The sequence below is a fragment of the Mesorhizobium sp. WSM4842 genome, from assembly GCF_055901575.1.
Window position 1 is genome coordinate 2199397 of sequence record NZ_CM148372.1, and the last position, 19109, is coordinate 2218505.

At 62.5% G+C, this 19109-nt stretch carries 19 protein-coding genes and 2 pseudogenes; 13 read left to right on the forward strand and 8 right to left on the reverse strand.

The genetic code is table 11. From position 1 onward, the window contains the following. Positions 1 to 33 precede the first annotated feature (33 nt). Both AC0NIE_RS10575 and denD read left to right on the forward strand, forming a co-directional pair. Positions 34 to 240, forward strand: a complete 207-nt coding sequence (locus tag AC0NIE_RS10575) for a hypothetical protein (RefSeq protein WP_123149641.1) — start codon at positions 34 to 36, stop codon at positions 238 to 240. A gap of 1 nt (position 241) precedes the next feature. Beyond that, a complete protein-coding gene (gene denD, locus AC0NIE_RS10580; RefSeq protein WP_473486443.1) occupies positions 242 to 1219 on the forward strand; it encodes a D-erythronate dehydrogenase in 978 nt (325 codons plus the stop codon). A gap of 212 nt (positions 1220 to 1431) precedes the next feature. Here the strand turns inward: denD and AC0NIE_RS10585 are convergent, their stop codons facing one another. From AC0NIE_RS10585 to AC0NIE_RS10600, 4 genes are all read right to left on the reverse strand, one after another. Next, entirely contained in the window at positions 1432 to 2568 is a 1137-nt protein-coding gene (locus AC0NIE_RS10585) for a nickel/cobalt transporter (protein WP_473486444.1), read from the reverse strand. Positions 2569 to 2572: 4 nt separating this feature from the next. Continuing rightward, complete coding sequence (locus AC0NIE_RS10590) at positions 2573 to 3241, reverse strand: DUF1007 family protein (RefSeq protein WP_473486445.1); 669 nt, start codon at positions 3239 to 3241, stop codon at positions 2573 to 2575. 84 nt (positions 3242 to 3325) lie between these two features. Next, the gene (locus AC0NIE_RS10595; protein WP_473486446.1) at positions 3326 to 4225 is read right to left on the reverse strand and encodes a LysR family transcriptional regulator; all 900 of its coding nucleotides are present in this window, start codon (positions 4223 to 4225) and stop codon (positions 3326 to 3328) included. Between the two features lies 1 nt (position 4226). Continuing rightward, the gene (locus tag AC0NIE_RS10600; RefSeq protein WP_473486447.1) at positions 4227 to 5426 is read right to left on the reverse strand and encodes an amidase; all 1200 of its coding nucleotides are present in this window, start codon (positions 5424 to 5426) and stop codon (positions 4227 to 4229) included. Between the two features lie 542 nt (positions 5427 to 5968). Here AC0NIE_RS10600 and odc2 point away from each other — a divergent pair. Further along, positions 5969 to 7102 (forward strand): ornithine/lysine decarboxylase, encoded by a 1134-nt coding sequence (gene odc2 / locus AC0NIE_RS10605; RefSeq protein WP_473486448.1) that lies wholly within the window; start codon positions 5969 to 5971, stop codon positions 7100 to 7102. Positions 7103 to 7372: 270 nt separating this feature from the next. After that, positions 7373 to 7936 (forward strand): GNAT family N-acetyltransferase, encoded by a 564-nt coding sequence (locus AC0NIE_RS10610; protein ID WP_473486507.1) that lies wholly within the window; start codon positions 7373 to 7375, stop codon positions 7934 to 7936. A 62-nt stretch (positions 7937 to 7998) separates the two neighbouring features. Here AC0NIE_RS10610 and AC0NIE_RS10615 read toward each other — a convergent pair whose 3' ends face one another. Both AC0NIE_RS10615 and AC0NIE_RS10620 read right to left on the reverse strand, forming a co-directional pair. After that, positions 7999 to 8283, reverse strand: a complete 285-nt coding sequence (locus AC0NIE_RS10615) for an SCP2 sterol-binding domain-containing protein (protein WP_473486449.1) — start codon at positions 8281 to 8283, stop codon at positions 7999 to 8001. Positions 8284 to 8737: 454 nt separating this feature from the next. After that, on the reverse strand, positions 8738 to 9217 hold the full coding sequence (locus AC0NIE_RS10620; RefSeq protein WP_473486508.1) for a LysR substrate-binding domain-containing protein: 480 nt from the start codon (positions 9215 to 9217) through the stop codon (positions 8738 to 8740). On the opposite strand from AC0NIE_RS10620, the gene AC0NIE_RS10625 reads away from it, so the two are divergent. Next, positions 9192 to 9422 carry a TauD/TfdA family dioxygenase gene (locus tag AC0NIE_RS10625; RefSeq protein ID WP_473486450.1) on the forward strand — a complete coding sequence of 77 codons (231 nt, stop codon included), beginning with the start codon at positions 9192 to 9194 and terminating at the stop codon, positions 9420 to 9422. The genes AC0NIE_RS10620 and AC0NIE_RS10625 overlap by 26 nt on opposite strands. Positions 9423 to 9767: 345 nt before the next feature. After that, the gene (locus AC0NIE_RS10630) at positions 9768 to 11189 is read left to right on the forward strand and encodes a coiled-coil domain-containing protein (protein ID WP_473486451.1); all 1422 of its coding nucleotides are present in this window, start codon (positions 9768 to 9770) and stop codon (positions 11187 to 11189) included. Between the two features lie 100 nt (positions 11190 to 11289). Here AC0NIE_RS10630 and AC0NIE_RS10635 read toward each other — a convergent pair whose 3' ends face one another. Further along, positions 11290 to 12933: an MFS transporter gene (locus tag AC0NIE_RS10635; protein WP_473486452.1), complete on the reverse strand. Its 1644-nt coding sequence runs from the start codon at positions 12931 to 12933 to the stop codon at positions 11290 to 11292. 466 nt (positions 12934 to 13399) lie between these two features. Here AC0NIE_RS10635 and AC0NIE_RS10640 point away from each other — a divergent pair, with 466 nt between their 5' ends. The 5 genes and pseudogenes from AC0NIE_RS10640 to AC0NIE_RS10660 form a co-directional block, all read left to right on the forward strand. Next, positions 13400 to 13741 carry an ArsR/SmtB family transcription factor gene (locus AC0NIE_RS10640; protein WP_473486453.1) on the forward strand — a complete coding sequence of 114 codons (342 nt, stop codon included), beginning with the start codon at positions 13400 to 13402 and terminating at the stop codon, positions 13739 to 13741. Continuing rightward, the gene (locus tag AC0NIE_RS10645) at positions 13738 to 14664 is read left to right on the forward strand and encodes an SRPBCC family protein (protein WP_473486454.1); all 927 of its coding nucleotides are present in this window, start codon (positions 13738 to 13740) and stop codon (positions 14662 to 14664) included. The genes AC0NIE_RS10640 and AC0NIE_RS10645 overlap by 4 nt, the downstream gene beginning before the upstream one ends. Positions 14665 to 14697: 33 nt before the next feature. Continuing rightward, positions 14698 to 14805, forward strand: a pseudogene (locus AC0NIE_RS10650) (dihydrofolate reductase family protein); the annotation flags it as partial. A 90-nt stretch (positions 14806 to 14895) separates the two neighbouring features. Further along, positions 14896 to 15444, forward strand: a complete 549-nt coding sequence (locus tag AC0NIE_RS10655) for a dihydrofolate reductase family protein (RefSeq protein ID WP_473486509.1) — start codon at positions 14896 to 14898, stop codon at positions 15442 to 15444. Positions 15445 to 15666: 222 nt separating this feature from the next. Continuing rightward, positions 15667 to 15753, forward strand: a pseudogene (locus AC0NIE_RS10660) (IS5/IS1182 family transposase); the annotation flags it as partial. A 440-nt stretch (positions 15754 to 16193) separates the two neighbouring features. Here the strand turns inward: AC0NIE_RS10660 and AC0NIE_RS10665 are convergent. After that, complete coding sequence (locus AC0NIE_RS10665) at positions 16194 to 16844, reverse strand: hydrolase (protein WP_077374570.1); 651 nt, start codon at positions 16842 to 16844, stop codon at positions 16194 to 16196. 154 nt (positions 16845 to 16998) lie between these two features. On the opposite strand from AC0NIE_RS10665, the gene AC0NIE_RS10670 reads away from it, so the two are divergent. Beyond that, positions 16999 to 17892: a LysR family transcriptional regulator gene (locus AC0NIE_RS10670; RefSeq protein WP_473486455.1), complete on the forward strand. Its 894-nt coding sequence runs from the start codon at positions 16999 to 17001 to the stop codon at positions 17890 to 17892. Positions 17893 to 18163: 271 nt separating this feature from the next. Continuing rightward, positions 18164 to 19099, forward strand: a complete 936-nt coding sequence (locus AC0NIE_RS10675) for a pirin family protein (protein WP_473486456.1) — start codon at positions 18164 to 18166, stop codon at positions 19097 to 19099. Positions 19100 to 19109: the final 10 nt, after the last annotated feature.

Here is a 19109-nt window from a genome sequence, read left to right on the forward strand (position 1 = left end):
CTTGATGAATTCCCGCCGCGTCAGGGCCGCGTGATGGATCGCGACACGCGCAACGCGGCGATAGGCGCCCTCTGGGTGCTGCTGCTGTTCGGCATCGCCGCCTACTATTTGCCAACCGTGATGCTGGCGGCCGGCCGTGTCTCGACCATTCTTGCCGCTGTAATTGCCGCTGTCTTCATGGTGGCCATTTTCGTCGTGTTTTGGCTGCGTGGCCGCAGCCAGCGCAAAAAGGATCATTGATATGCGTATTTTGATTACCGGCGCGGCAGGCATGGTCGGCCGCAAGCTCATCGCCCGGCTGGCGAAGGACGGAACGCTCAGCGGCCGGAAGATCGCCGCGCTCGACCTTCACGATATCGTGCCGCCGCAGGCGCCGGCGCTGGAAGGCGTCGGCGTCACCATCCATACAGGCGATCTCGCCGCGGCGGGCGGGATGGAACGGCTGGTCGCGTCGCGCCCCGACGTGATCTTCCATCTCGCCGGCGTCGTGTCGGGCGAGGCGGAAGCCAATTTCGATCTCGGCTATCGCGTCAATCTCGACGGCACAAGGGCGCTGTTCGATGCCATAAGGCTGGCGGGGTTTGCGCCGCGCGTCGTCTTCACCTCGTCGATCGCCGTGTTCGGCGCACCGTTTCCGGACATCATCCCCGACGAATTCCACCCGACGCCGCTAACCTCCTACGGCACGCAGAAGCTGATGGGCGAAGCATTGCTCGCCGATTATACGCGGCGCGGCTTCTTCGACGGCATCGGCATCAGGCTGCCGACCATCTGCGTCAGGCCGGGCAAGCCCAACAAGGCGGCTTCGGGCTTCTTCTCCGGCATCATCCGCGAGCCGTTGAGCGGCCAGGAAGCAATATTGCCGGTGCCGCGCTCTGTCGTGCACACCCACGCCAGCCCGCGCTCGGCGGTGAATTTTTTGATCCACGCAGCAGGGATCGACGGCAGCGCCGTCGGGCCGCGCCGCAATCTGACGATGCCCGGCGTCGCCGTCACGGTCGGCGAGCAGATCGAGGCCTTGGAACGCATTGCCGGCGCCAAGGCGGTGAAACTGATCCGCGAGGAGCCCGACGATACGATCTGGGCGATCGTCAAGGGCTGGCCGACACGGTTCGAGGCGCGGCGGTCGAGGGAGCTTGGCTTTGCCGCCGAAACCAGCTTCGACGACATCATCCGCGCCCATATCGAGGACGAGCTGGATGGGAAGATCGCGGGTTAGGTGTCGATATTCGGGCCAGCGGCGACACACAAATTGCCGATCTCGGTGCTGCCCCTCACCTGCCTGCCGGCATCCTCTCCCCGTAAACGGGGCGAGGGGCGCTCTCATCGGTGATTTCGCCAATGGCCGGCGTTGCCGGCAGGGCGATGAGGGGCGGCGCCGAGGTCGACAATTCCTGGTTCAGTTTGGAGGCTGCGCGTCCGATCGAGGCGCTATCCGCCAGTCAGGCTGGCCGACAACAGCAGCAACCCGAACAAAAACACGAAGGCTGCGCCGCCGATCTCGACGATCGAATGGATGCGGTTACCCATGCGGCCGTCACCGGCGAAATAGACTGCCCAGTTCTTGGCCGTCACCGCCAGCGTCGCCAAGATCGAGACCGTGATCGCGGTGCCGAGCGCCATCGCCAGCACCGACAGGATGCCGCCGAACCACAGCCCGTTGAGCATGGCAAAGCTCAGCACGATCAACGCGCCCGAGCAGGGGCGGATACCGACCGCAGCCACCGCCGACCAGGCGGTGCGCCAGTCGAAGCGGTCGCCGGAAAGCAGCGCCGGGTCGGGCGCGTGTGAATGTCCGCACGTCTCGCAGACCTCGCCCGCATGGTGATGATGATCGTGCCCGCCATGGTCATGGTGATGGTCGTGTGCGCCATGATCATGGTCGTGGCCATCATGGCCATGTGCGTGAAGCGCATGGGAATGCGCCGAATGAGCATCGGCGGAATGTGAGTGGCCTGTTTGCGAATGGCCGGCATGGGCCGCCGACAGGCTGTAGGCAGGGTTCGCGCCGAACAGGCGAAGGATAGCGGGGCCGGCCTTGCGCCACAAAAGCCAGGCGCCGAACAGGGTGACGAAGACAAAACTCATGACTTCGAGGAACCATGCCGCGTCGGTCATCGATATGGTGGTGCCGCGCAGGACGAAGTAGGCGAGCATCATCACGAGGATCGCCGTCAGCGCCTGCAGCAGGGCCGAGACGAAGGACAGCATGATGCCGCGCTTGAGCGCGACTTCGTTCGCCACCATGTAGGACGAGATCACCGCCTTGCCGTGACCGGGGCCGGCGGCATGGAAAATGCCGTAGGCGAAGGACAGGCCGATAAGCAACCACAGCTTGCCGCCATCCTCGCGCATTGCCTTCATCGCGCCGGCAAGCGCGCGGTAGAATTCCTGCTGACGCAGATTGATCCACATCAGGATATGGGCGAACGGCCCGGTGGTGGGAGCTATCCCGTCATTGGTGCCGATGCCGAGCGAGCTCTGTGCGTGGGCGGAGCCGAGGACGTGCGTCATCACAAGGGCGGCTGCCAAAAGGCCGAAAGCCAAACGCAGGGACGGTTTCGTCACCGGATTATCCTTCTGGCTGACAGTTCAGTTCGAGCTTGGTCGCAAAGATCTTGCTCATATCGGTGCCTGTCGGATCGTTGAAGAAGGCGTCCGTCAGGGTCTTCTGGTTCTCGGCGAGCGCCTCGTCGGGGTTGGGACGAACGACCTTGCTCGTGCATGTCGACGGCAAGCCGGCGACCTGCAGATTCGCGTCCTCGGTGAAATCGATCGCCGTGTAGAAGGTCGGGTCATAGACGCCGATATCGATCTTGCCGGCCAGCCTGGTCGGCGCCTTCGGTTCGGATTCGAACAGGATGATGAGCTGGTCGTTGTCGAAATTCGCCATCAGCTGCGGCGGCGGGTTCATCGCCTCGTCCTTGCCGTCGACGGTGACGAGTTGGAAGTAATTGAACTCCGCCAGCGAAGCATGGACGGTGTCGGCGACTTCCTTCAGCTCCTTGTCGTCGAGCTTCAGGTCGGAATTCTTATCGAACTCCATCATCACCGTGCTCGAAAACAAATCGTCGAAGCGCCAGACATGGCGCAAGGCCTTCACACTTTGGTGATCCGGGCTGAGGATCACTTCGAGGCGAGCCTCGGCGAAGACGTGGGGATGCACATTTGCTGGCCCGACCGTGGCAAATGTCGCCGCCATGGCCGAAGCCATCATGATTGCTTGCCGTTTCAGGTGCATTCTCGGTCGCGATTCCATCAGCTTGGGTAAATATCGAGAGTTACCAGAAAGGGGGCGAAAATGGGACTCCCGGCGGCTAAAAGCTCATGCATTGTCAATCGTCTTGAACCACTGCACCAGGAAATCGACAAAGACGCGAACTTTCGCAGGCAAATAGCGTCGGTGCGGATAGACGGCGAAGATGCCGCCACCCGGCAGGATGCGGTCATTCAGCGCGGTCACTAGCCGGCCACTTTCGATGTCGGGCGCGGCGATGAAATCCGGCAGGATGGAAAATCCCAATCCCGCCACGGCGGCGGCCCTTGCCGCCATCGGACTGTTGACCTCGATCGGACCGGAGACCGAAACGGTTACCGTGTCGCCGCTGTCGCCCTTGAACGGCCAGTTGGTCAGCCAGCGGCCATTGGTGTCGATGATGCAGGGCACGCGGCCAAGGTCCTGCGGCCGCACCGGCATGCCGTGCTTGGCAATCAGCTCGGGCGATGCGCAGAGCCGCACCGAGAACGGCGCCAGACGCCTGGCGATCAGCGAGGAGCTTTCCAGCCGCGAAATGCGCACAGCGAGATCGAAACCTTCCTCGACCAGATCGACGAAGCGGTCGTCGAGATGAATGTCGAGCACGATGTCGGGATGTTGTTTGGCGAAGTCGATCAGCGATTGGCCGATCGGTGCGTCGGCAAAAGTGCGCGGTGCCGACAGCTTGATCCTGCCGCGCACGTCGCCGGAGGATTCGCGCACCGCATCGGCCAGGCTGTCGACCTCGCGGACGATTTCCGAGGCGCGGCGGTAATAGGTGTGGCCGGCCTCGGTTAGCGAGAACTGCCTGGTGGTGCGGTTGAGCAGCAACGCGCCGAGCTCGTCCTCCAACTCGCGCACATATTTCGACAGCAGCGCCTTGGAGCGGCCGATCTTGCGCGCTGCCGCCGAAAAACCTTCGGCCTCGACCACGTCGATGAAGGCGCGCATGCGGGTCAGCGTATCCATGTCATGCGCTCCTTTGGTGGGCTGAAAGGATGCGCGCGGCAAGCGCCATCAACTGCCGGTCGCTGTTCTCAGGTCCGAGCAGCGAGAGGCCGAAAGGGGCGCCGTCGACATGGCCCAGCGGCAGGCTGATCTGCGGAAAGCCCGACAGGCCGGAGAGGCACAGCAGCCTTAGCGCGCGTTCGCGATAGGTCTGCAAATCATCGAAGGAATCGGTCTTGAGCGGGGCGGCACCCGGAACGGTCGGCAGCACAAGGACGCCGTCATCGCCAAGCAGGTCGACAAGTTCAAGCCGAAACGAAACGCGACGTTCCGTTTCACGTTGCGCGATCGCGACGTCGATAGTCGCGCCATGCTCGAAACGCCCCTTGACGCCGGGGCCGAGCATCCGGTCACCCTGCGAGATCCAGGCACCATGATTTTGCCACGCCTCGTACCCCTGCAGCGTGCGGAAGCACCAGTAAAGTTCGTCGGTGGAATGCGAGAGCGGCGCAATGACCCGCGGCGTGCCCATTACCGAAGAGACATGGCGGACCATGCCGCGGTATTCATCCGCCTCCCGCGGGCCGAGCACGAGCCCGTCCAGCACATCCAGGGCGAGCGGACTCTGCAATTCGTCGCGATGCAGATCATTGCCAAGCAGCACCGCGCCGACCTTGTCATAGGTGGCCATATCCTTGGCAAACCACCCGAACGTATCGAGGGAGGGGGCCAGCGGCATGGTGCCGTCGAGCGAGATGCGGCCATGCGTGACCCTGAGGCCGATCAGGCCGCAAAAGCTTGCCGGCGCGCGGATCGAGCCGCCGGTGTCGGATCCGATGGCGATGTCGGCCAGCCCGCCGGCGACCGCGGCGGCGGAACCGGAGGACGAGCCGCCGGTGATGCGGTCCGGCGCTGCTGGATTGACCGGCGACGGAAAATGCGCGTTCAGCCCCATCAGGGAGAAGGCCAACTCGTCGGTTTGCGTCTTGCCGACGAAGCGCGCGCCCGAATCAAGCAGCGCCTGGACGGCCGGCGCTGTCGCCGAAGCGGGTGAAGCCTCCTGGTATTTCTGTGGATTGCCGCAGCCGGTGCGGTAGCCGGCCACGTCGTAGATATCCTTGACGGCCAGCCGCAGGCCGGCAAGCAGGCCGGATTGCGCATTGGATACCGGGATATCGTCGAGGTCGAGAAAAGCGTTCAGGGGGCCGCGAGTGCCTGTCATGCGTTCGATATCCGGATACAGTTGTTGCAACATTGTTCGGTGCCAGGAATTTTACAACCTGCCATACGATTTTTATTGATTGTGAAACCCTTCGCTCTTATATCGCGCTTGCCCAAAGTCGCACGTGCCTGTGGGTGTCCGCCGATCCTCAAAATGGTGAGGGATATCGGTAAGGTAACTGGAGCTAACCCCTCCAGTCGGTTTAGCGGCCAACCGCCAGACCGAGGACACCTTGAAGCAACGACGGTGCGGGCCTTTCTGGTGTTCTGCCGGTCGTCCAAAGACCGGGGTTACTGAAGAGGCACACCTTCATTGCCGGCAGTGCGGACGGGTCTCCCATCCAAGCCAAGGCAGACAAAGCGAACCGAGGCCGGGCAAGGCCAAGGTTCACCGCCGCGAGACGGCGCTTCATGGTTCCGGGGTCTCCACCGGCTGGTTCCATGGATTGACGTCCCGCCTTTGTCCACCGCGTGTTCGCGAGGTCGATGACCCGCGTCCCGCAGCCTTTGTGCGCGCCGAAAGGCGCTGATGGAGAGACCCCGATGGCTACCCAGCGCATCCTTGACTTCCTCGCCACCCGACGTCCGAACGGCCCTTGCCTCGTCGTCGATCTCGACGTCGTGCGCGACAATTTCCGCGCCTTCGAGAAGGCGCTTCCCGATTCGAAAATCTACTATGCGGTGAAAGCAAATCCGGCGCCGGAAATCCTGCGCCTGCTTGCTGCGATGGGCTCGTCCTTCGACACCGCTTCCGTTGCCGAAGTCGAGATGGCGATGGACGCCGGTGCGCCGGCGGACCGCATCTCCTTCGGCAACACCATCAAGAAGGAGCGCGACATCCAGCGCGCCTATCAGCTCGGCATCCGGCTGTTCGCGGTGGACTGCGTCGAGGAGGTCGAGAAGATCGCCCGCGTTGCACCCGGCGCCCGTGTGTTCTGCCGCGTGCTGACCGACGGCGAAGGCGCCGAATGGCCGCTGTCGCGCAAGTTCGGCTGCGTGCCGGCGATGGCGGTCGACGTGCTGCGCCATGCCAGGACGCTCGGCCTCGACGCCTATGGCGTGTCGTTTCATGTCGGCTCGCAGCAGACCGACCTGACCGCTTGGGACCGCGCCCTCGGTGACGCCAAAAAGGTGTTCGCGACGCTCGCCGAGGAAGGCATTGTGCTCAAGATGGTCAATATGGGCGGCGGCTTCCCGACCCGTTACCTCAGGGATGTGCCGGTGGCACAGGCCTATGGCCAGGCGATCTTCTCGGCACTGCGCAAGCATTTCGGCAACGCGATTCCCGAGACGATCATCGAACCGGGCCGTGGCATGGTCGGCAATGCCGGCGTCATCAAATCGGAAGTCGTGCTGATCTCGAAGAAGGCCGACAACGACAATGTGCGCTGGGTCTTCCTCGACATCGGCAAGTTCGGCGGTCTCGCCGAGACGATGGACGAGGCGATCCGCTACCCGATCGTGACCGCGCATGACGGCACCGAGACTGCTCCGTGCGTGCTCGCCGGCCCGACCTGCGATTCGGCCGACGTGATGTACGAGAAGACGCCGTATCCGCTGCCCCTGTCGCTGACCATCGGCGACGAGGTGCTGATCGAGGGCACCGGCGCTTACACGACGACCTACGCCTCGGTCGCCTTCAACGGCTTTGAGCCTCTCCGATCCTACGTGATCTGACGGCTCGCAAGAGCCGGTCAGATCACCCGGTGCGGGCGACGAGATCGCCCGCTTCGGTTCGCCTGTGGAACAATCCGCTCGTGAAGGATCGCGGACATGGACGTTTTGGATTTCATTGTTGAGGGCGCCGTGGGCTGGCAAATCTCCCCCCTTGAGGGGGAGATGGCCGCAAAGCGGCCAGAGGGGGTCGGCTCAGCTGTCGCGACCTCTCTTGGGCTGTGTGGGGCCGGCGCTTCACGCGCGGCGACCCCCTCTGTCGCCTTCGGCGACATCTCCCCCTCGAGGGGGGAGATTGCCAGCGCTTTTGCGATCACCGCCGAAACCGCTGCTGACGTTTCGGCGCGCGAGGCTTTGCTCGATCGCGCCATGGGGCCGAAGCGCAGGAAAAAATCGTCGGAAAAGCTGCGGCGCGGCCGCCGGCCTTCGGAAGGCCTGGCCTTTATCGCGCGCGATGCGTCGGGTGCCGTCGCCGGCACCGTGCGGCTCTGGGATGTGGTGCTGGGCGAGGGCGGTCGGGCAGCCCTTTTGCTTGGCCCGCTCGCCGTCGATCCTACAATCAAGAATACCGGCATCGGCTCGGCGCTGATGCGCCATGCGATCGCTGAAGCCGCACGCCTCGGCCATGCGGCAATCCTGCTGGTCGGCGATGCGCCCTATTACGAGCGCTTCGGGTTTTCGGCCGAAAAAACCGGCTCGCTGGCCATGCCTGGCCCTTATGAGCGGCACCGCCTGCTGGCGCTGGAACTGGTGGAAGGCGTACTCGCCGGCGCCCAGGGCACGCTGAAAGCGGCAGGGCGCAAGCTGAAGGCACAGCGACTGCCGCTCGCGGCCTGACGGATCGGAAATAAGCCGCCGCCCATCGGGCGGCGTCTTTTTTCATCCCGGATTGGAGTGGATCAGCCGATCAACTGGCTCAGCGCCATGGCGACGCTCATGTCGCCTTCGACCTTTATCTTGCCGGACATGAAGGCCATGGTCGGGTTGAGATCGCCTGTTATCAGCGACTCCAGATCGTCGAGCGAAAGCTTTATGGTGCAGTCGGCTGGCGCGTCGGTGGTCGAGATGGTGGCGCCGTCGATGACAATGACACCGTCGCCGCCGGTATCGAATTTCACCGAACGATCGAACCCGGCACTCGCCACGCGCGCGCTGATCTTGTCGGCAATTTCCTGAACGCCCATGGCCGTTCTCCTCGTCTCGTTGCGTTTGTCGCAGATTGGCACTTCGGTCTGGCCGAAGTCGCCGTCTTGCGCATTTCGCGATCACGATCGCTGGCGCATATAGCTTTGGGTTGACGTTTACGTCAACGCGGTTCCCCGAGATGAGAATGGGTTTTATCGCCGCAGCGAAGCTGCCCCGTCGATGCTGCCCGGTGCGCGTTTGCGTGGCTGGAGAGATAAGGTCGCGCAGGGCATTACCTGTTTTACGAGGATTTCGGCTGCCCAACAGGTTCTCGTCGTGCGGCGGCCCTTATCGTTTCGAATGTATCCATGATCACTGTAGCAAGCGTGTCTGTTTCGGGCTGGCGAGCCTCCCGTGCCTTGACTAACAAGACGGCAGTCTCCGGCAGGTCGGGCAGGCCCTCGTCGCTCCCTACAGCCCGCAGTCCGGGCACCAGCGTTGCTTCCGGCAAGATCACCACGGCGAGACCCGCCAAGGCAGCAGCCTGCTGACCTTCGACTGTTGTGGCCGTAGACACGATTTTGTAACGCCGGCCGGCTCGTTCAAGAGCGCGAAGAGCGGTGCCGCGCCACAAATACCCATCCAGCCATGGTGGCAGCCATGGACAGTCCCCTGGAGAAAGGGCCAACGGGAGCGGTCTTGCAAATGGGCCGAATGCTGTGCGGACATGATCCACTTCAACGGACCGCGCCACAATTCGGAGACCGGCCACTGGCGTGGCTCGTGGCCCCCGACACAGAGCAGCAAATCGATGTTACCTGCCTTGAGCTTGGGTACGAGCTGGCACGACGGCGCATGAGAAAGTTCGATTGTCATTGTGGGGTTGGTCGCCGCGAAACGGGCGAGAACCTGTGGCACAAAGAGATGCGCGTAGGCTTCGGGAGCCCCGAGGCGGACCGAACCGTGCGTGCCCGCGCGCGCAAGGTCGCGAATATTTCGTCATTCAGCTCCAGCAACATCCGCGAACGCTCTATCAGAAGTCTACCGCCTCAAGGCCGGCGAAATGGCGGTCTTCGACAATCGCCGGGTGCTTCACGGCCGCCAATCGTTCAACCCAAACACGGGGCTGAGACATCTGCAGGGATGCTATGTCGATCGGGGTGAGTTTCAGAGCCGCATTCGCGTCCTCTCCCGATAGCGGCACGACGATGATCGCGGATGCGCGGTCAGTAGCTGTCGGGTACCCAAGGTCTTGAACTCCGGCGGACGTTCCTCCGGTGGGTTGTTTGCCCGAAAGCCCGCGACAATCAGGGCAGTTACAGTTTGCATCATTCAAACAGACGAGGACAGTGGCCCAGCCTGTCCCTAGCGTAGGGTCGACCTTTTGCGCTCGGAGGTGGCGTAAACGGGACCATGACAGGAGAATCAAGAGCGGTCATCTCACGCGGCGACCGCGGACGATCAGGGGAGGTAGGATGAACCCGTATCCGGCAGGCGAGGATCAAGACTCCGTGGTGGCGCTAGAAGGAGGGGACGTTCAGTCATGAGAATCAAAAGTCTGATCAAGCGTGCCGAGAAGGTGGACAGAGCATTCAAAGAACTCGAAGCCGATTTGGCGGATGCATTCGATGAGTGTCTCAACCTGGACTACCAATCGCCGTTGAATGACGTCCCGGATGAGAATCTCGCGGCAAGGAATGACAACTCTCAGCCCGAGGACGATGCGGACACTCCCGAGATCGCATTACGGCTGACTTCCCACACACAAACCCGACTGGCTGCGTTAAATGCCGTTGATGGGCTTTTTGACGATGCACGGGAGTATCTGGAGGAGATCAACACGAAACTGTCGGAGATCGCGACCTCGCATCATCTGACAGGCGAATTCCTGAAGCTGCTTCACGGGGACATTCTTCGCGCCAACGAGCTGGAACTGGCAAATGTCAGCCTGACCACGCAGCAAGGAGTGCTGTCGGAGCAGCTCCACGACGCGACCAGAAAGCAGCGCGAGCGTGAAAGCGCTGTCGAGGCCCTGCAGCAGCGCGAGATAAGCCTGGTCGAGGACAAGGAGGCACTTCGCGGTGCGCTGGCTGCAGCAAGGCTGGAACTCGTGGTGGCAGGCAATGCGAGTGCAGAACGCGAAGCGGAGTTCGGCGACCTCGTCAAAACGCTTTCGGCCAGAACGGCCGAGGCCAACAGATGCGCACGCGAGAACGAGATACTGAGGGAAAAACATGTCAGCCTGTCGATCGATCTCGACAAGGCGCTGAAACGGGAAGCTGAGGCGCGGCACAGGCTGGATGAACTCTCGACGATTCATGCCAATGACGCGGCGCGACTTTCGGAACTGCTGGTTGCGCTTGGCAAGAGCGAGAAAGAGGAAATGCGGCTGCAGAAATCGCTCGATATCGCGCAGGCGAAGCTGTCGGAAATGACGGAAGCGGCCCGTATCATGGAAGGTGACAGGGAAGCCGAGCGTACGCGTAGTTTCACGGAGATCGGCGGCCTGCGTTCTGAAATTCGCAACCTCCAATCACGATTGGAAGTTGCCTCGAACGAGAACAGTCAAGCCGCCAGCGAGATCGCCAATCTCAAGGCTCAATGCAGCGACGCTGTGGCCGAAAAGCAAATTGCGGAGGAAAGGTTGTCCGCTCTCAGAAAGGAGAACGAAAACGACAAGATGCACCTTTCGACGGTGAGCGCGAATTTTTCGCAGCTTTCCCTGCAGCAGGCATCCGAACAGATACAGCTCGATGTCCAGAGGCAGGAATGCGAGGATCTGCGAGCCGAAGTCGCGTTGCTCGATGCTCGGGTCAAGGAACTGTTGCCCTATGAGCGTCTCCACAAGGTCACAAACGCCAGACCGCATGAGAACGGCGTGGTCGAGATCACCGGTGTCGTGGCGGAGAAGGCCCGCGCCACAAGCAGGCGGCGCGTCCGTACAAACCTGCGCGCTGCATCCTGAGGCGCGGGTAGGGTGCCGATTTCGTGTACGGTGTGACCCATCAGCTTGGCGCATGGATTGGAACGTCATGTGCTCATCCAGCTGAACACACCGGCACGGTCTAGTGTTCGATCGGTCCTTTCGGCATGACGATCGTGGTGCCGGCGGTTGTCGGACGCTCGATCATGCGACGGACGCGCGGCGGCTCGTCGCCGCTGTGCAGCGCCCGTACGCGCTCGCCGATAACAGCGTCGGCATGGGTGGCCCGCTTGTTGTGGCGGATGTATTCGAGCCATGTCGGCGTGTGATAGTGCTCGATCCATATTGCGGGATTTTCGAGATCGCGCGCCAGCGTCCAGTTTCGGGCGCCGTCACGGCGGCGGATGCGGCCGCGTTCGGCCATGGTGGCCAGGAATTCCGGCACGTCCTCCTCGCGGATGATGTACTCGATCATGATGGCGATGGGGCCGCTGCGCAGTTTTAGGTCGAGCGCAAGATGCGGCTCCTTGAAACGGTTCAGCGGATCGAGGTTGAGCACCGCCTGCTGCGGCAACGGCAACAAGAGGCCAACTGCGCCGCCCGCCAGCATCGCGACAGCGGCCGCGACCAGCGCGAATTCGGCGCCATGCGCATCGGCGACGACACCCCAAATCCAGCTGCCGAGCGCGATGCCGCCGAAGGTCGCCGTCTGATAGACCGAGAGCACCCGGCCGACCACCCAGCGCGGCGTCGACATCTGCACGGTGACGTTGAAATGCGACAGCGCGATCACCCAGCAGGCGCCGCCGATGAACAGCCCGAGCGACGTCTGCCAGGCGTGGTCGCTGACGGCGGCATTGAAGGCGCAGAGCGCGAAGCCGGCGAATGCCATGCGCACCATCGCCTCGCTGGACAGGATCTGCCTCAGCCGGACGCTGATCAGGGCGCCGCCGACGGCGCCGATACCGAAAGCACCGAGCATGATGCCGTAGGTCAAGGCATCGCCCTTGACGACATCGCGCGCCACCAGCGGCAGCAGCGCCAGAACCGCGCCGGCGCTGAAGCCGAAAGCCGCACCCCTGACCAGCACCTTGCCGATATTGGGCGACATGGCGACGTAGCGCAGGCCGGCGCCCATCGCCGCCCCCAGCGTCTCGCGCGGCAGTGTCGAGGCCGGCAGGTCCGGCTTCCAGCGGGCAAGCACGATGAGGAGCCCAACATAACTCAAAGCGTTGGCGGCAAAAGCCGCTGCAGCACCTGCGGCGGCAACGATGATGCCGCCGATCGCCGGGCCGACGCTGCGTGTCAGGTTGAAGCCCAAGGAGTTGAGCGCGACGGCCGCAGGCAGCTTGGCGCGCGGCACCATGTCACCGACAGAAGCCTGCCATGACGGGTTGTAAAGCGCCGTGCCGCTGTTGATCAGGAAGGCGAAGGCGAGCAGCGTCCACGGCGTCATCAAGCCAAGATAGGTGAACACGGTCAACAGAACCGAGACAACCAGCATGAAGATCTGGGCAATCAGCATGACCTTGCGCCGATTAAAGCTGTCGGCGATCGCACCGGCAACGAGCGCAAACAGCATGATCGGCAAGGTGGTCGAGGCCTGGACCAGCGCAACCTGATAGGACGAGGTGGCGATCGTGGTCATCATCCAGGCGGCGCCGACGCCCTGGATCAAGCCACCGAAATTCGAAACCAGACTGGCGGACCATACGGCGCGGAAAATGCCGTGCCGGAACGGCGCCAGCGCCGAGACGCGTTCGCTGTCCGGCTCGTCGTCGATCATGGATGCTTCCCCGACTTCAAATGCTGCGTTCTTCCAGAATCGGTGCCCTCATGCCGTCCCTTAGAAGTAGAGCATGACTTCGCAAAGGGCGAACGCCTTTTCAAAGAAGATCATGGTCCAACAATAAGATAGCGGTGGCTGGAACAGGTCAGCGGCCATTCTTGCAGGCCGCGTGAAGCGCTTCGGTGAGGTGGCCGACTTTCTGCCCGCCGCGCCCGCTGCCTACTAGGCCGTGAACCCATAAAACGCGTACGGCTGAGATTGGTGGGAAGCGGACTGGCGGCTTCAGGATTTTGTCTTCGATTGCAGGCATCGGACTGCGCTCGCATCGCTGCGAGCAACTTCCCAGCGGACTCGGCAACGGAAGCCGCCTGCTCCAAGAACTCGGCGCGTTGGGCTAAAAATACTTAGCGACTTGACGAAGTTTTCGCTTGCGCCACCGGCAAATTGGGCGATAGTTAGCGACATGGCTAAGCATGATCCTGCTCTCTCGCTGCTCTTCCATGCGCTGGCTGATCCGACGCGCCGGTCGATCCTGACCCGGCTCGCCGAAACACCTGCGCGGGTAACGGATCTGGCTGGGCCCACGGGACTACGGCTGCCCACGGTGATGCGGCACCTTTCCGTACTGGAGGAGGCAGGGTTGATCACCACGTCCAAGGACGGGCGGATACGCACCTGCGCCATCGTACCCGAGGCTCTGGATCCGGTGCGGACATGGCTCGATGAACAGCGCGCCATCTGGGAGGCTCGGCTCAACCGATTGGATGCATTTGTGATGAATGTGATGAAGGAAAGCGAAGAATGACACAGAACCTCGCTACAAACAGTGCGACCCGTGCGGTGCCTGATGATAGGAAGGGCCGCTTTGCGACGCTCACCTTCGAACGGGACGTGGCCGCGCCATTGGCCGTGCTGTGGGAGGCATGGACGGCCCCGACCGCGCGGGCGATCTGGGCTGCGCCATCGCCCTCGGTCACCGTGGAGTTCTTGGGGGCCGACACCAGGGTGGGTGGTCGCGAGGTCTCGCTCTGCAAGGTAGAGGGCCAGCCAGACATCCGCTGCGAGAATGGCTGGCTCGCGTTGCAGCCAGAGGTGTGCAGCGTGAACTACGAGGTGATCTCATCCGAAGGCGTGACGCAATCGGTCGCGCTGGTGACGGCGGATATCTCGGGAACGCACGAGCGCAGCCGGTTGGTCGTGGCGGTGCAGCTTTCCTCGCTGGCGAAGGACATGGAGGCAGGCTACCGTGAAGGCTTCGGCGCCGGCCTGGACAACCTCGCGGGCGCGGCCGAACGGACCATGGTGCTGCAGCGGGTGATTCAGGCACCACGATCCATCGTGTGGGGCGCGTGGATGAACCCTGAAACGCTGCCGTTATGGTGGGGGCCGGAAGGCTTCTCCTGTCGCACGCAAAGGATCGACCTGCGGAAGGGCGGTGAATGGGTATTCGACATGATCGCGCCTGATGGCACGGTCTTCCCCAACCACCATCTCTATGTCGATGTCCGGCCCGAGGAGAGGCTCGGCTATACGCTGTTGTGGGGTGAGAACGGGCCGAAACATGCCGACGCCTGGGCCTCGTTCGAGGATCAGGACGGGGCAACGAAGGTAACGCTGGGCATGGTATTCAGCACGGCTGCCGAGTTCCAGGAGGCGAAGGGCTTCGGTGCCGTGGAACTCGGACTGCAAACTCTGGGCAAACTGGAACGCTTCGTCGCATCCCGCTGAAATGCTGCGACCTCCCGTCGGCTCGAATTAGGGCTTGTGGACGAGGTCCTCATCGATATCGCGCCCGTCCTCATCGGCGACGGCAGCCGCCTCTTCAGTCAGGAGGGCATGGAGCCGGTCAGGCTGGAGAAGACCGAGGTCTCGGAAGCGGGGCAGATCACCAACATGCGCTTCCGCTTTGGCGGGATGGGGCCGAGAATTCACAAAGGGATACACGAAGAGAAGGGTTCTATGAGAAAACTGATCATATGGGACATGGTGACCGTCGACGGCTTCTTCGAAGGTCCGGACAGGGACATCAGCTGGTTCGTCTTCGAAGAAGAACTCGAGAACTACATTCGTGAGACCCAGGAAAAGGCCGACACGCTGATCTTCGGCCGCGTGACCTACGAGCTCATGGCAGCCTATTGGCCGTCCGAGCAAGGCTGGATCGCGGACTTCATGAACAAGATCGAGAAGGTGGTCTTCTCGCGCACGCTGAAAAGCGCCGACTGGAACAACACGAAGCTCTTCAACGGCAATGTCGCGGAAGAAGTCTCCAAGCTGAAGACCAGGGACGGCGGAGACATCTTCGTGTTCGGCAGCGCCGACCTGACGGCGACCCTGATGGAGCACGGCCTGATCGACGAGTATCACCTCGGGATCAACCCCGTCATTCTCAGGAGAGGCACGCCGCTCTTCAAGGGCGGCCCGAACCGGATACCCCTGAAGCATCTGGAGACGAAGACGCTCAAGTCTGGTGTTGTCATCCTCCGTTACGCGCCGGAGAGCAGACAATGACGATCGATCCGCTCTTTCCCGTCAACTTGGCTTGTCGAAGAGGGAGGGCCCGGGGAAGCGGCGCGCTCCAGACGATCGGCGGCCAAGGGGCGTAGCTGCCATCACCTTAAATCTGTGAATGACCGCTTATGGGTTTGGCGCGGCCAGCTCGGAACAGCTGAATTGGGGGCGTTGCCGACTGGCTGCTTTCACATCGCGCCGGATTCTGATTCAGGGCTCACCATGAGCCGATATTACCTGACAGACTTCGAATGGCGCGTGATCCAGCCGTTGCTACTCAACAAACCGATAGGCACGTTCCGCCATGATCCTGAACTTGATCATGTGGCCGCACTTGTAAGGACCATGAGAGCCAGTTTCGCGAAGAAGGCGCCCATCCCAACCGCAGCATCGATTACGATCCATCGCTAGGTCGTGCGACGCACACCGCCCAGGACCGGATGCGCAGCAGGAAAGCCGCGAAGAAACCGGCCATGCCGCCTCATCCTGACAGCGCAGTCAGGATGAGGTCGAGCGGAACCGGATCGATGCCCAGGCGAACCAGGCCGACGCCCCCCGCCTATTGGCAGAACGGAGAGGCAGACGAGGCCAACGATAATTTCGGGCCAGCCGGGGCCAGCGGGTGCGGCACTTGCGTGCATCGGACTGTTCCCGACATTGCAGGGGCTTCTCTGCAGGACGAGGATGGCGAGGGCCGGCAAACGAGTCGATCCCGACCCTCACCGAAGTGCTCGCCATGCCGGCCCGGGTCAGCCTTCGCTCGGCACCGGCGTGTTGAGAAGCTGCTGCTCCCAAAGATACGCGATGCCGCTGCCGCCGAAGTGCTGGATGAGAATCTCGGTCAGCTCCTCGACATGCTCGGTGCGCGCCCAATCGCGTTGCCATTCGCCAGCGAGCGCCATCACGGTCATCACGTTCGCGCCGGCCGCGGCCATGCGCTGGATGGCAACTTCGTGAGACTCCTTCGAAATCCCGCCCGACGCGTCGGTGATCACGGTCACGTCCCAGCCTTCGCCGGCGGCCTGGATGACAGGCATTGCGACGCAGACCTCGGTCCACAGGCCGGCGATGATCAGTTGCTTGCGGCCGGTCGCCTTGACGACGTTCACCACATTCTCGTCCTGCCAGGTGTTCACCCAGGTGCGATCGATGACTTCCTGGTCCGGAAATACGTCGGTGATCTGCTTAAAGAGAAGTCCACCGCGCGCCGCGATCACGCTGGTGAGAATGGTCGGAACATTGAAGGCTTTTGCTAGCTTCGCCAGCGCGGTCGTGTTGTTGACCACCATATGCGGATCGTGGCTGTTCAGGTTCGCGAGTTGATAAGGTTGGTGATCGATCAGAACGAGGACCGAATCTTCGGGACGAAGAAGCGAATCGAGGCCGTTACGAGGGGTCATCAAGACTTCCTTTCTCTGCCGCAATGGACGGCGATGGGTTCACGGGAGACATGCGCCAGCGGGCGACGTTGCCTGGACGCAATTTGCTGTTCCTTTTGGTGGTGCGGTAGTGCCATAGTCGGGCAAGCTGTGTCGCGAAATAAGGAACGCCGGAATGGACATCGAAGACCTACAGACATTCGTCGCAGTGGCCGATGCCGGGGGCGTATCGGCCGCCGCGCGCCGGCTCGGCGTCTCCAAGTCAATCGTCAGTCGGCGGCTCTTTCGGGTTGAAGCGGAGCTTGGCGTCCAGCTTCTTGCACGAACGACCCGTGGCGCCGCGCTCACAGAAGCGGGAATCACGTTCAGGGATCACGCGGCCCGAGCCAGCGCCGAGATCGATACGGCCAGGGAAACGATCCTCCCCACCGGTGAGCTGCGCGGCCGCCTGAGGGTTGCCATGCCGCTTACTTTCGGCCCGACCCACTTCGCCCCGGTGCTCGCGGAAATGGCGCGCCAGCACCCGCAGCTTCACATTCATACCTCCTACAGCGATCGCTTCGTCGACCTCATCGCAGAGCGTTTCGATTGCGCGATCCGGGCTGGCTACCTTCAGGACTCCAACCTGATCGCGAAGCGCGTCGGGCCGTTCCATGGCAAGCTTGTCGCAAGCCCGGATTATATCGAAGCGCACGGTTCACCCGAGACTCCGGACGAACTCGTCACCCATCAGGCCCTCATGCAGGGAACGGAAACCTGGCAGTTCATGGATGGCAGCAAAATTGTTACGGTCCAGCCGCAGGGCAGGTTCAAGGCCGATAGTGCCACGGCGCTTGCCGCCGCGGCGGCGGCAGGTCTTGGCATCGCCTGGCTCGCCGATTGCATCACACATGAATATGTGGCCTCCGGCGCGCTGGTCCCGATCATGACACGCTATCCGGTACCTCCGGCGGCCGCATATGTCGTCCGCCCGCCGGGTCAGCGTCCCACGCGGAAAGTGCGGGTGCTCACCGAGATGCTGATTGAGTATTTCAAACGGAATCCGGATCTTTGGGGTCTCGACCGTTAAAACACGAACGGGGCGAAGCCTTATCAAAGAATTGCGTTCGACGGTCGCTCTACACCGAGCCGCTGAACTCGACCACATTGCCCGCACGTTCCACTTACTGCGACACAGCTTGACGTATCACAGGGCTAGTTGGGCAGACGGTCGCTCGCCAGTTTAGGCATTCGTCGGGCCGAAAGCGCTCTTCCCGCTCGCGCGGTCCGGATTAATCGAAATCAGGCATTCGCATCAGCAAGGGCGGGGCCTCCCGGAAACCCAAGAGAGGATGAGACGCATGAGTTGGAACCCGGCAATCGAACCGGGCTGTCCCGATGAGGTGAGCCTCGACGCGATCGAAACTCTCATTGTTCCACGCGCTCGCGATCTCGGCGGCTTTGAGGTTCGGCGCGCCCTGCCGGCGCCGAAGCGGCAGATGGTCGGACCGTTCATCTTCTTCGATCAGGCCGGCCCGGCCGAGCTCCTGACCGGACAGGGCGTTGACGTTCGGCCGCATCCGCATATCGGTCTCGGCACCGTCACCTATCTATATCGCGGCGACTTCCATCACCGGGACAGCACCGGGGCAGACCAGATCATCCGTCCCGGCGAATTGAACTGGATGGTCGCCGGGCGCGGTGTAACCCATTCGGAGCGTACATCAGCGGCCGCCCGAAGCGGTCCGAACAGCCTGTTCGGAATTCAGACCTGGCTGGCGCTGCCCCAGCGTCACGAGGATATGGCACCGATGTTCGAGCATCATGGCGAGGAGGCGCTCCCGGTGATCGAGGATCGCGGCGTTTCGGTCCGGCTGATCCTCGGGGACGCCTATGGTGAGAAGGCCCCCGCGACAATGTACTCGGAGACGTACTACGCCGACGTGAAGCTCGATGCGGGAGGCCGGTTGCCGATGCCGCACGATCACGAGGACCGGGGCATCTACATCGTCGAAGGCTCGATCTCGATCGCCGGCCAGGATTTCGAGGCAGGTCGGATGATGGTCTTCCGCCCCGGCGACAGGATCACTGTCGCGGCCGGCGACAGAGGCGCGCGCCTGATGATTCTCGGCGGCGCGACCCTTCCGGGTCCTCGCTATATCTGGTGGAATTTCGTCGCGTCTTCTCAGGAGCGCATCGAGGAGGCCAAAGCAGAATGGCGCGCGCAAAACTGGGGCAAGGGGCGCTTCGATCTCCCGGTCGATGACCGGGATGAGCACATTCCTCTTCCGGACTGACCGGCGCTGA

What these genes read in the sequence shown, in the direction of transcription:
- AC0NIE_RS10575 (WP_123149641.1), top strand. Translation starts at nt 34, where the DNA reads ATGGATCGCGACACGCGCAACGCGGCGATAGGCGCCCTCTGGGTGCTG.
- denD (WP_473486443.1), top strand. Translation starts at nt 242, where the DNA reads ATGCGTATTTTGATTACCGGCGCGGCAGGCATGGTCGGCCGCAAGCTC.
- AC0NIE_RS10590 (WP_473486445.1), bottom strand. Translation starts at nt 3,241, where the DNA reads ATGCACCTGAAACGGCAAGCAATCATGATGGCTTCGGCCATGGCGGCG.
- AC0NIE_RS10595 (WP_473486446.1), bottom strand. Translation starts at nt 4,225, where the DNA reads ATGGATACGCTGACCCGCATGCGCGCCTTCATCGACGTGGTCGAGGCC.
- AC0NIE_RS10600 (WP_473486447.1), bottom strand. Translation starts at nt 5,426, where the DNA reads ATGACAGGCACTCGCGGCCCCCTGAACGCTTTTCTCGACCTCGACGAT.
- odc2 (WP_473486448.1), top strand. Translation starts at nt 5,969, where the DNA reads ATGGCTACCCAGCGCATCCTTGACTTCCTCGCCACCCGACGTCCGAAC.
- AC0NIE_RS10615 (WP_473486449.1), bottom strand. Translation starts at nt 8,283, where the DNA reads ATGGGCGTTCAGGAAATTGCCGACAAGATCAGCGCGCGCGTGGCGAGT.
- AC0NIE_RS10630 (WP_473486451.1), top strand. Translation starts at nt 9,768, where the DNA reads ATGAGAATCAAAAGTCTGATCAAGCGTGCCGAGAAGGTGGACAGAGCA.
- AC0NIE_RS10635 (WP_473486452.1), bottom strand. Translation starts at nt 12,933, where the DNA reads ATGATCGACGACGAGCCGGACAGCGAACGCGTCTCGGCGCTGGCGCCG.
- AC0NIE_RS10640 (WP_473486453.1), top strand. Translation starts at nt 13,400, where the DNA reads ATGGCTAAGCATGATCCTGCTCTCTCGCTGCTCTTCCATGCGCTGGCT.
- AC0NIE_RS10645 (WP_473486454.1), top strand. Translation starts at nt 13,738, where the DNA reads ATGACACAGAACCTCGCTACAAACAGTGCGACCCGTGCGGTGCCTGAT.
- AC0NIE_RS10655 (WP_473486509.1), top strand. Translation starts at nt 14,896, where the DNA reads ATGAGAAAACTGATCATATGGGACATGGTGACCGTCGACGGCTTCTTC.
- AC0NIE_RS10665 (WP_077374570.1), bottom strand. Translation starts at nt 16,844, where the DNA reads ATGACCCCTCGTAACGGCCTCGATTCGCTTCTTCGTCCCGAAGATTCG.
- AC0NIE_RS10670 (WP_473486455.1), top strand. Translation starts at nt 16,999, where the DNA reads ATGGACATCGAAGACCTACAGACATTCGTCGCAGTGGCCGATGCCGGG.
- AC0NIE_RS10675 (WP_473486456.1), top strand. Translation starts at nt 18,164, where the DNA reads ATGAGTTGGAACCCGGCAATCGAACCGGGCTGTCCCGATGAGGTGAGC.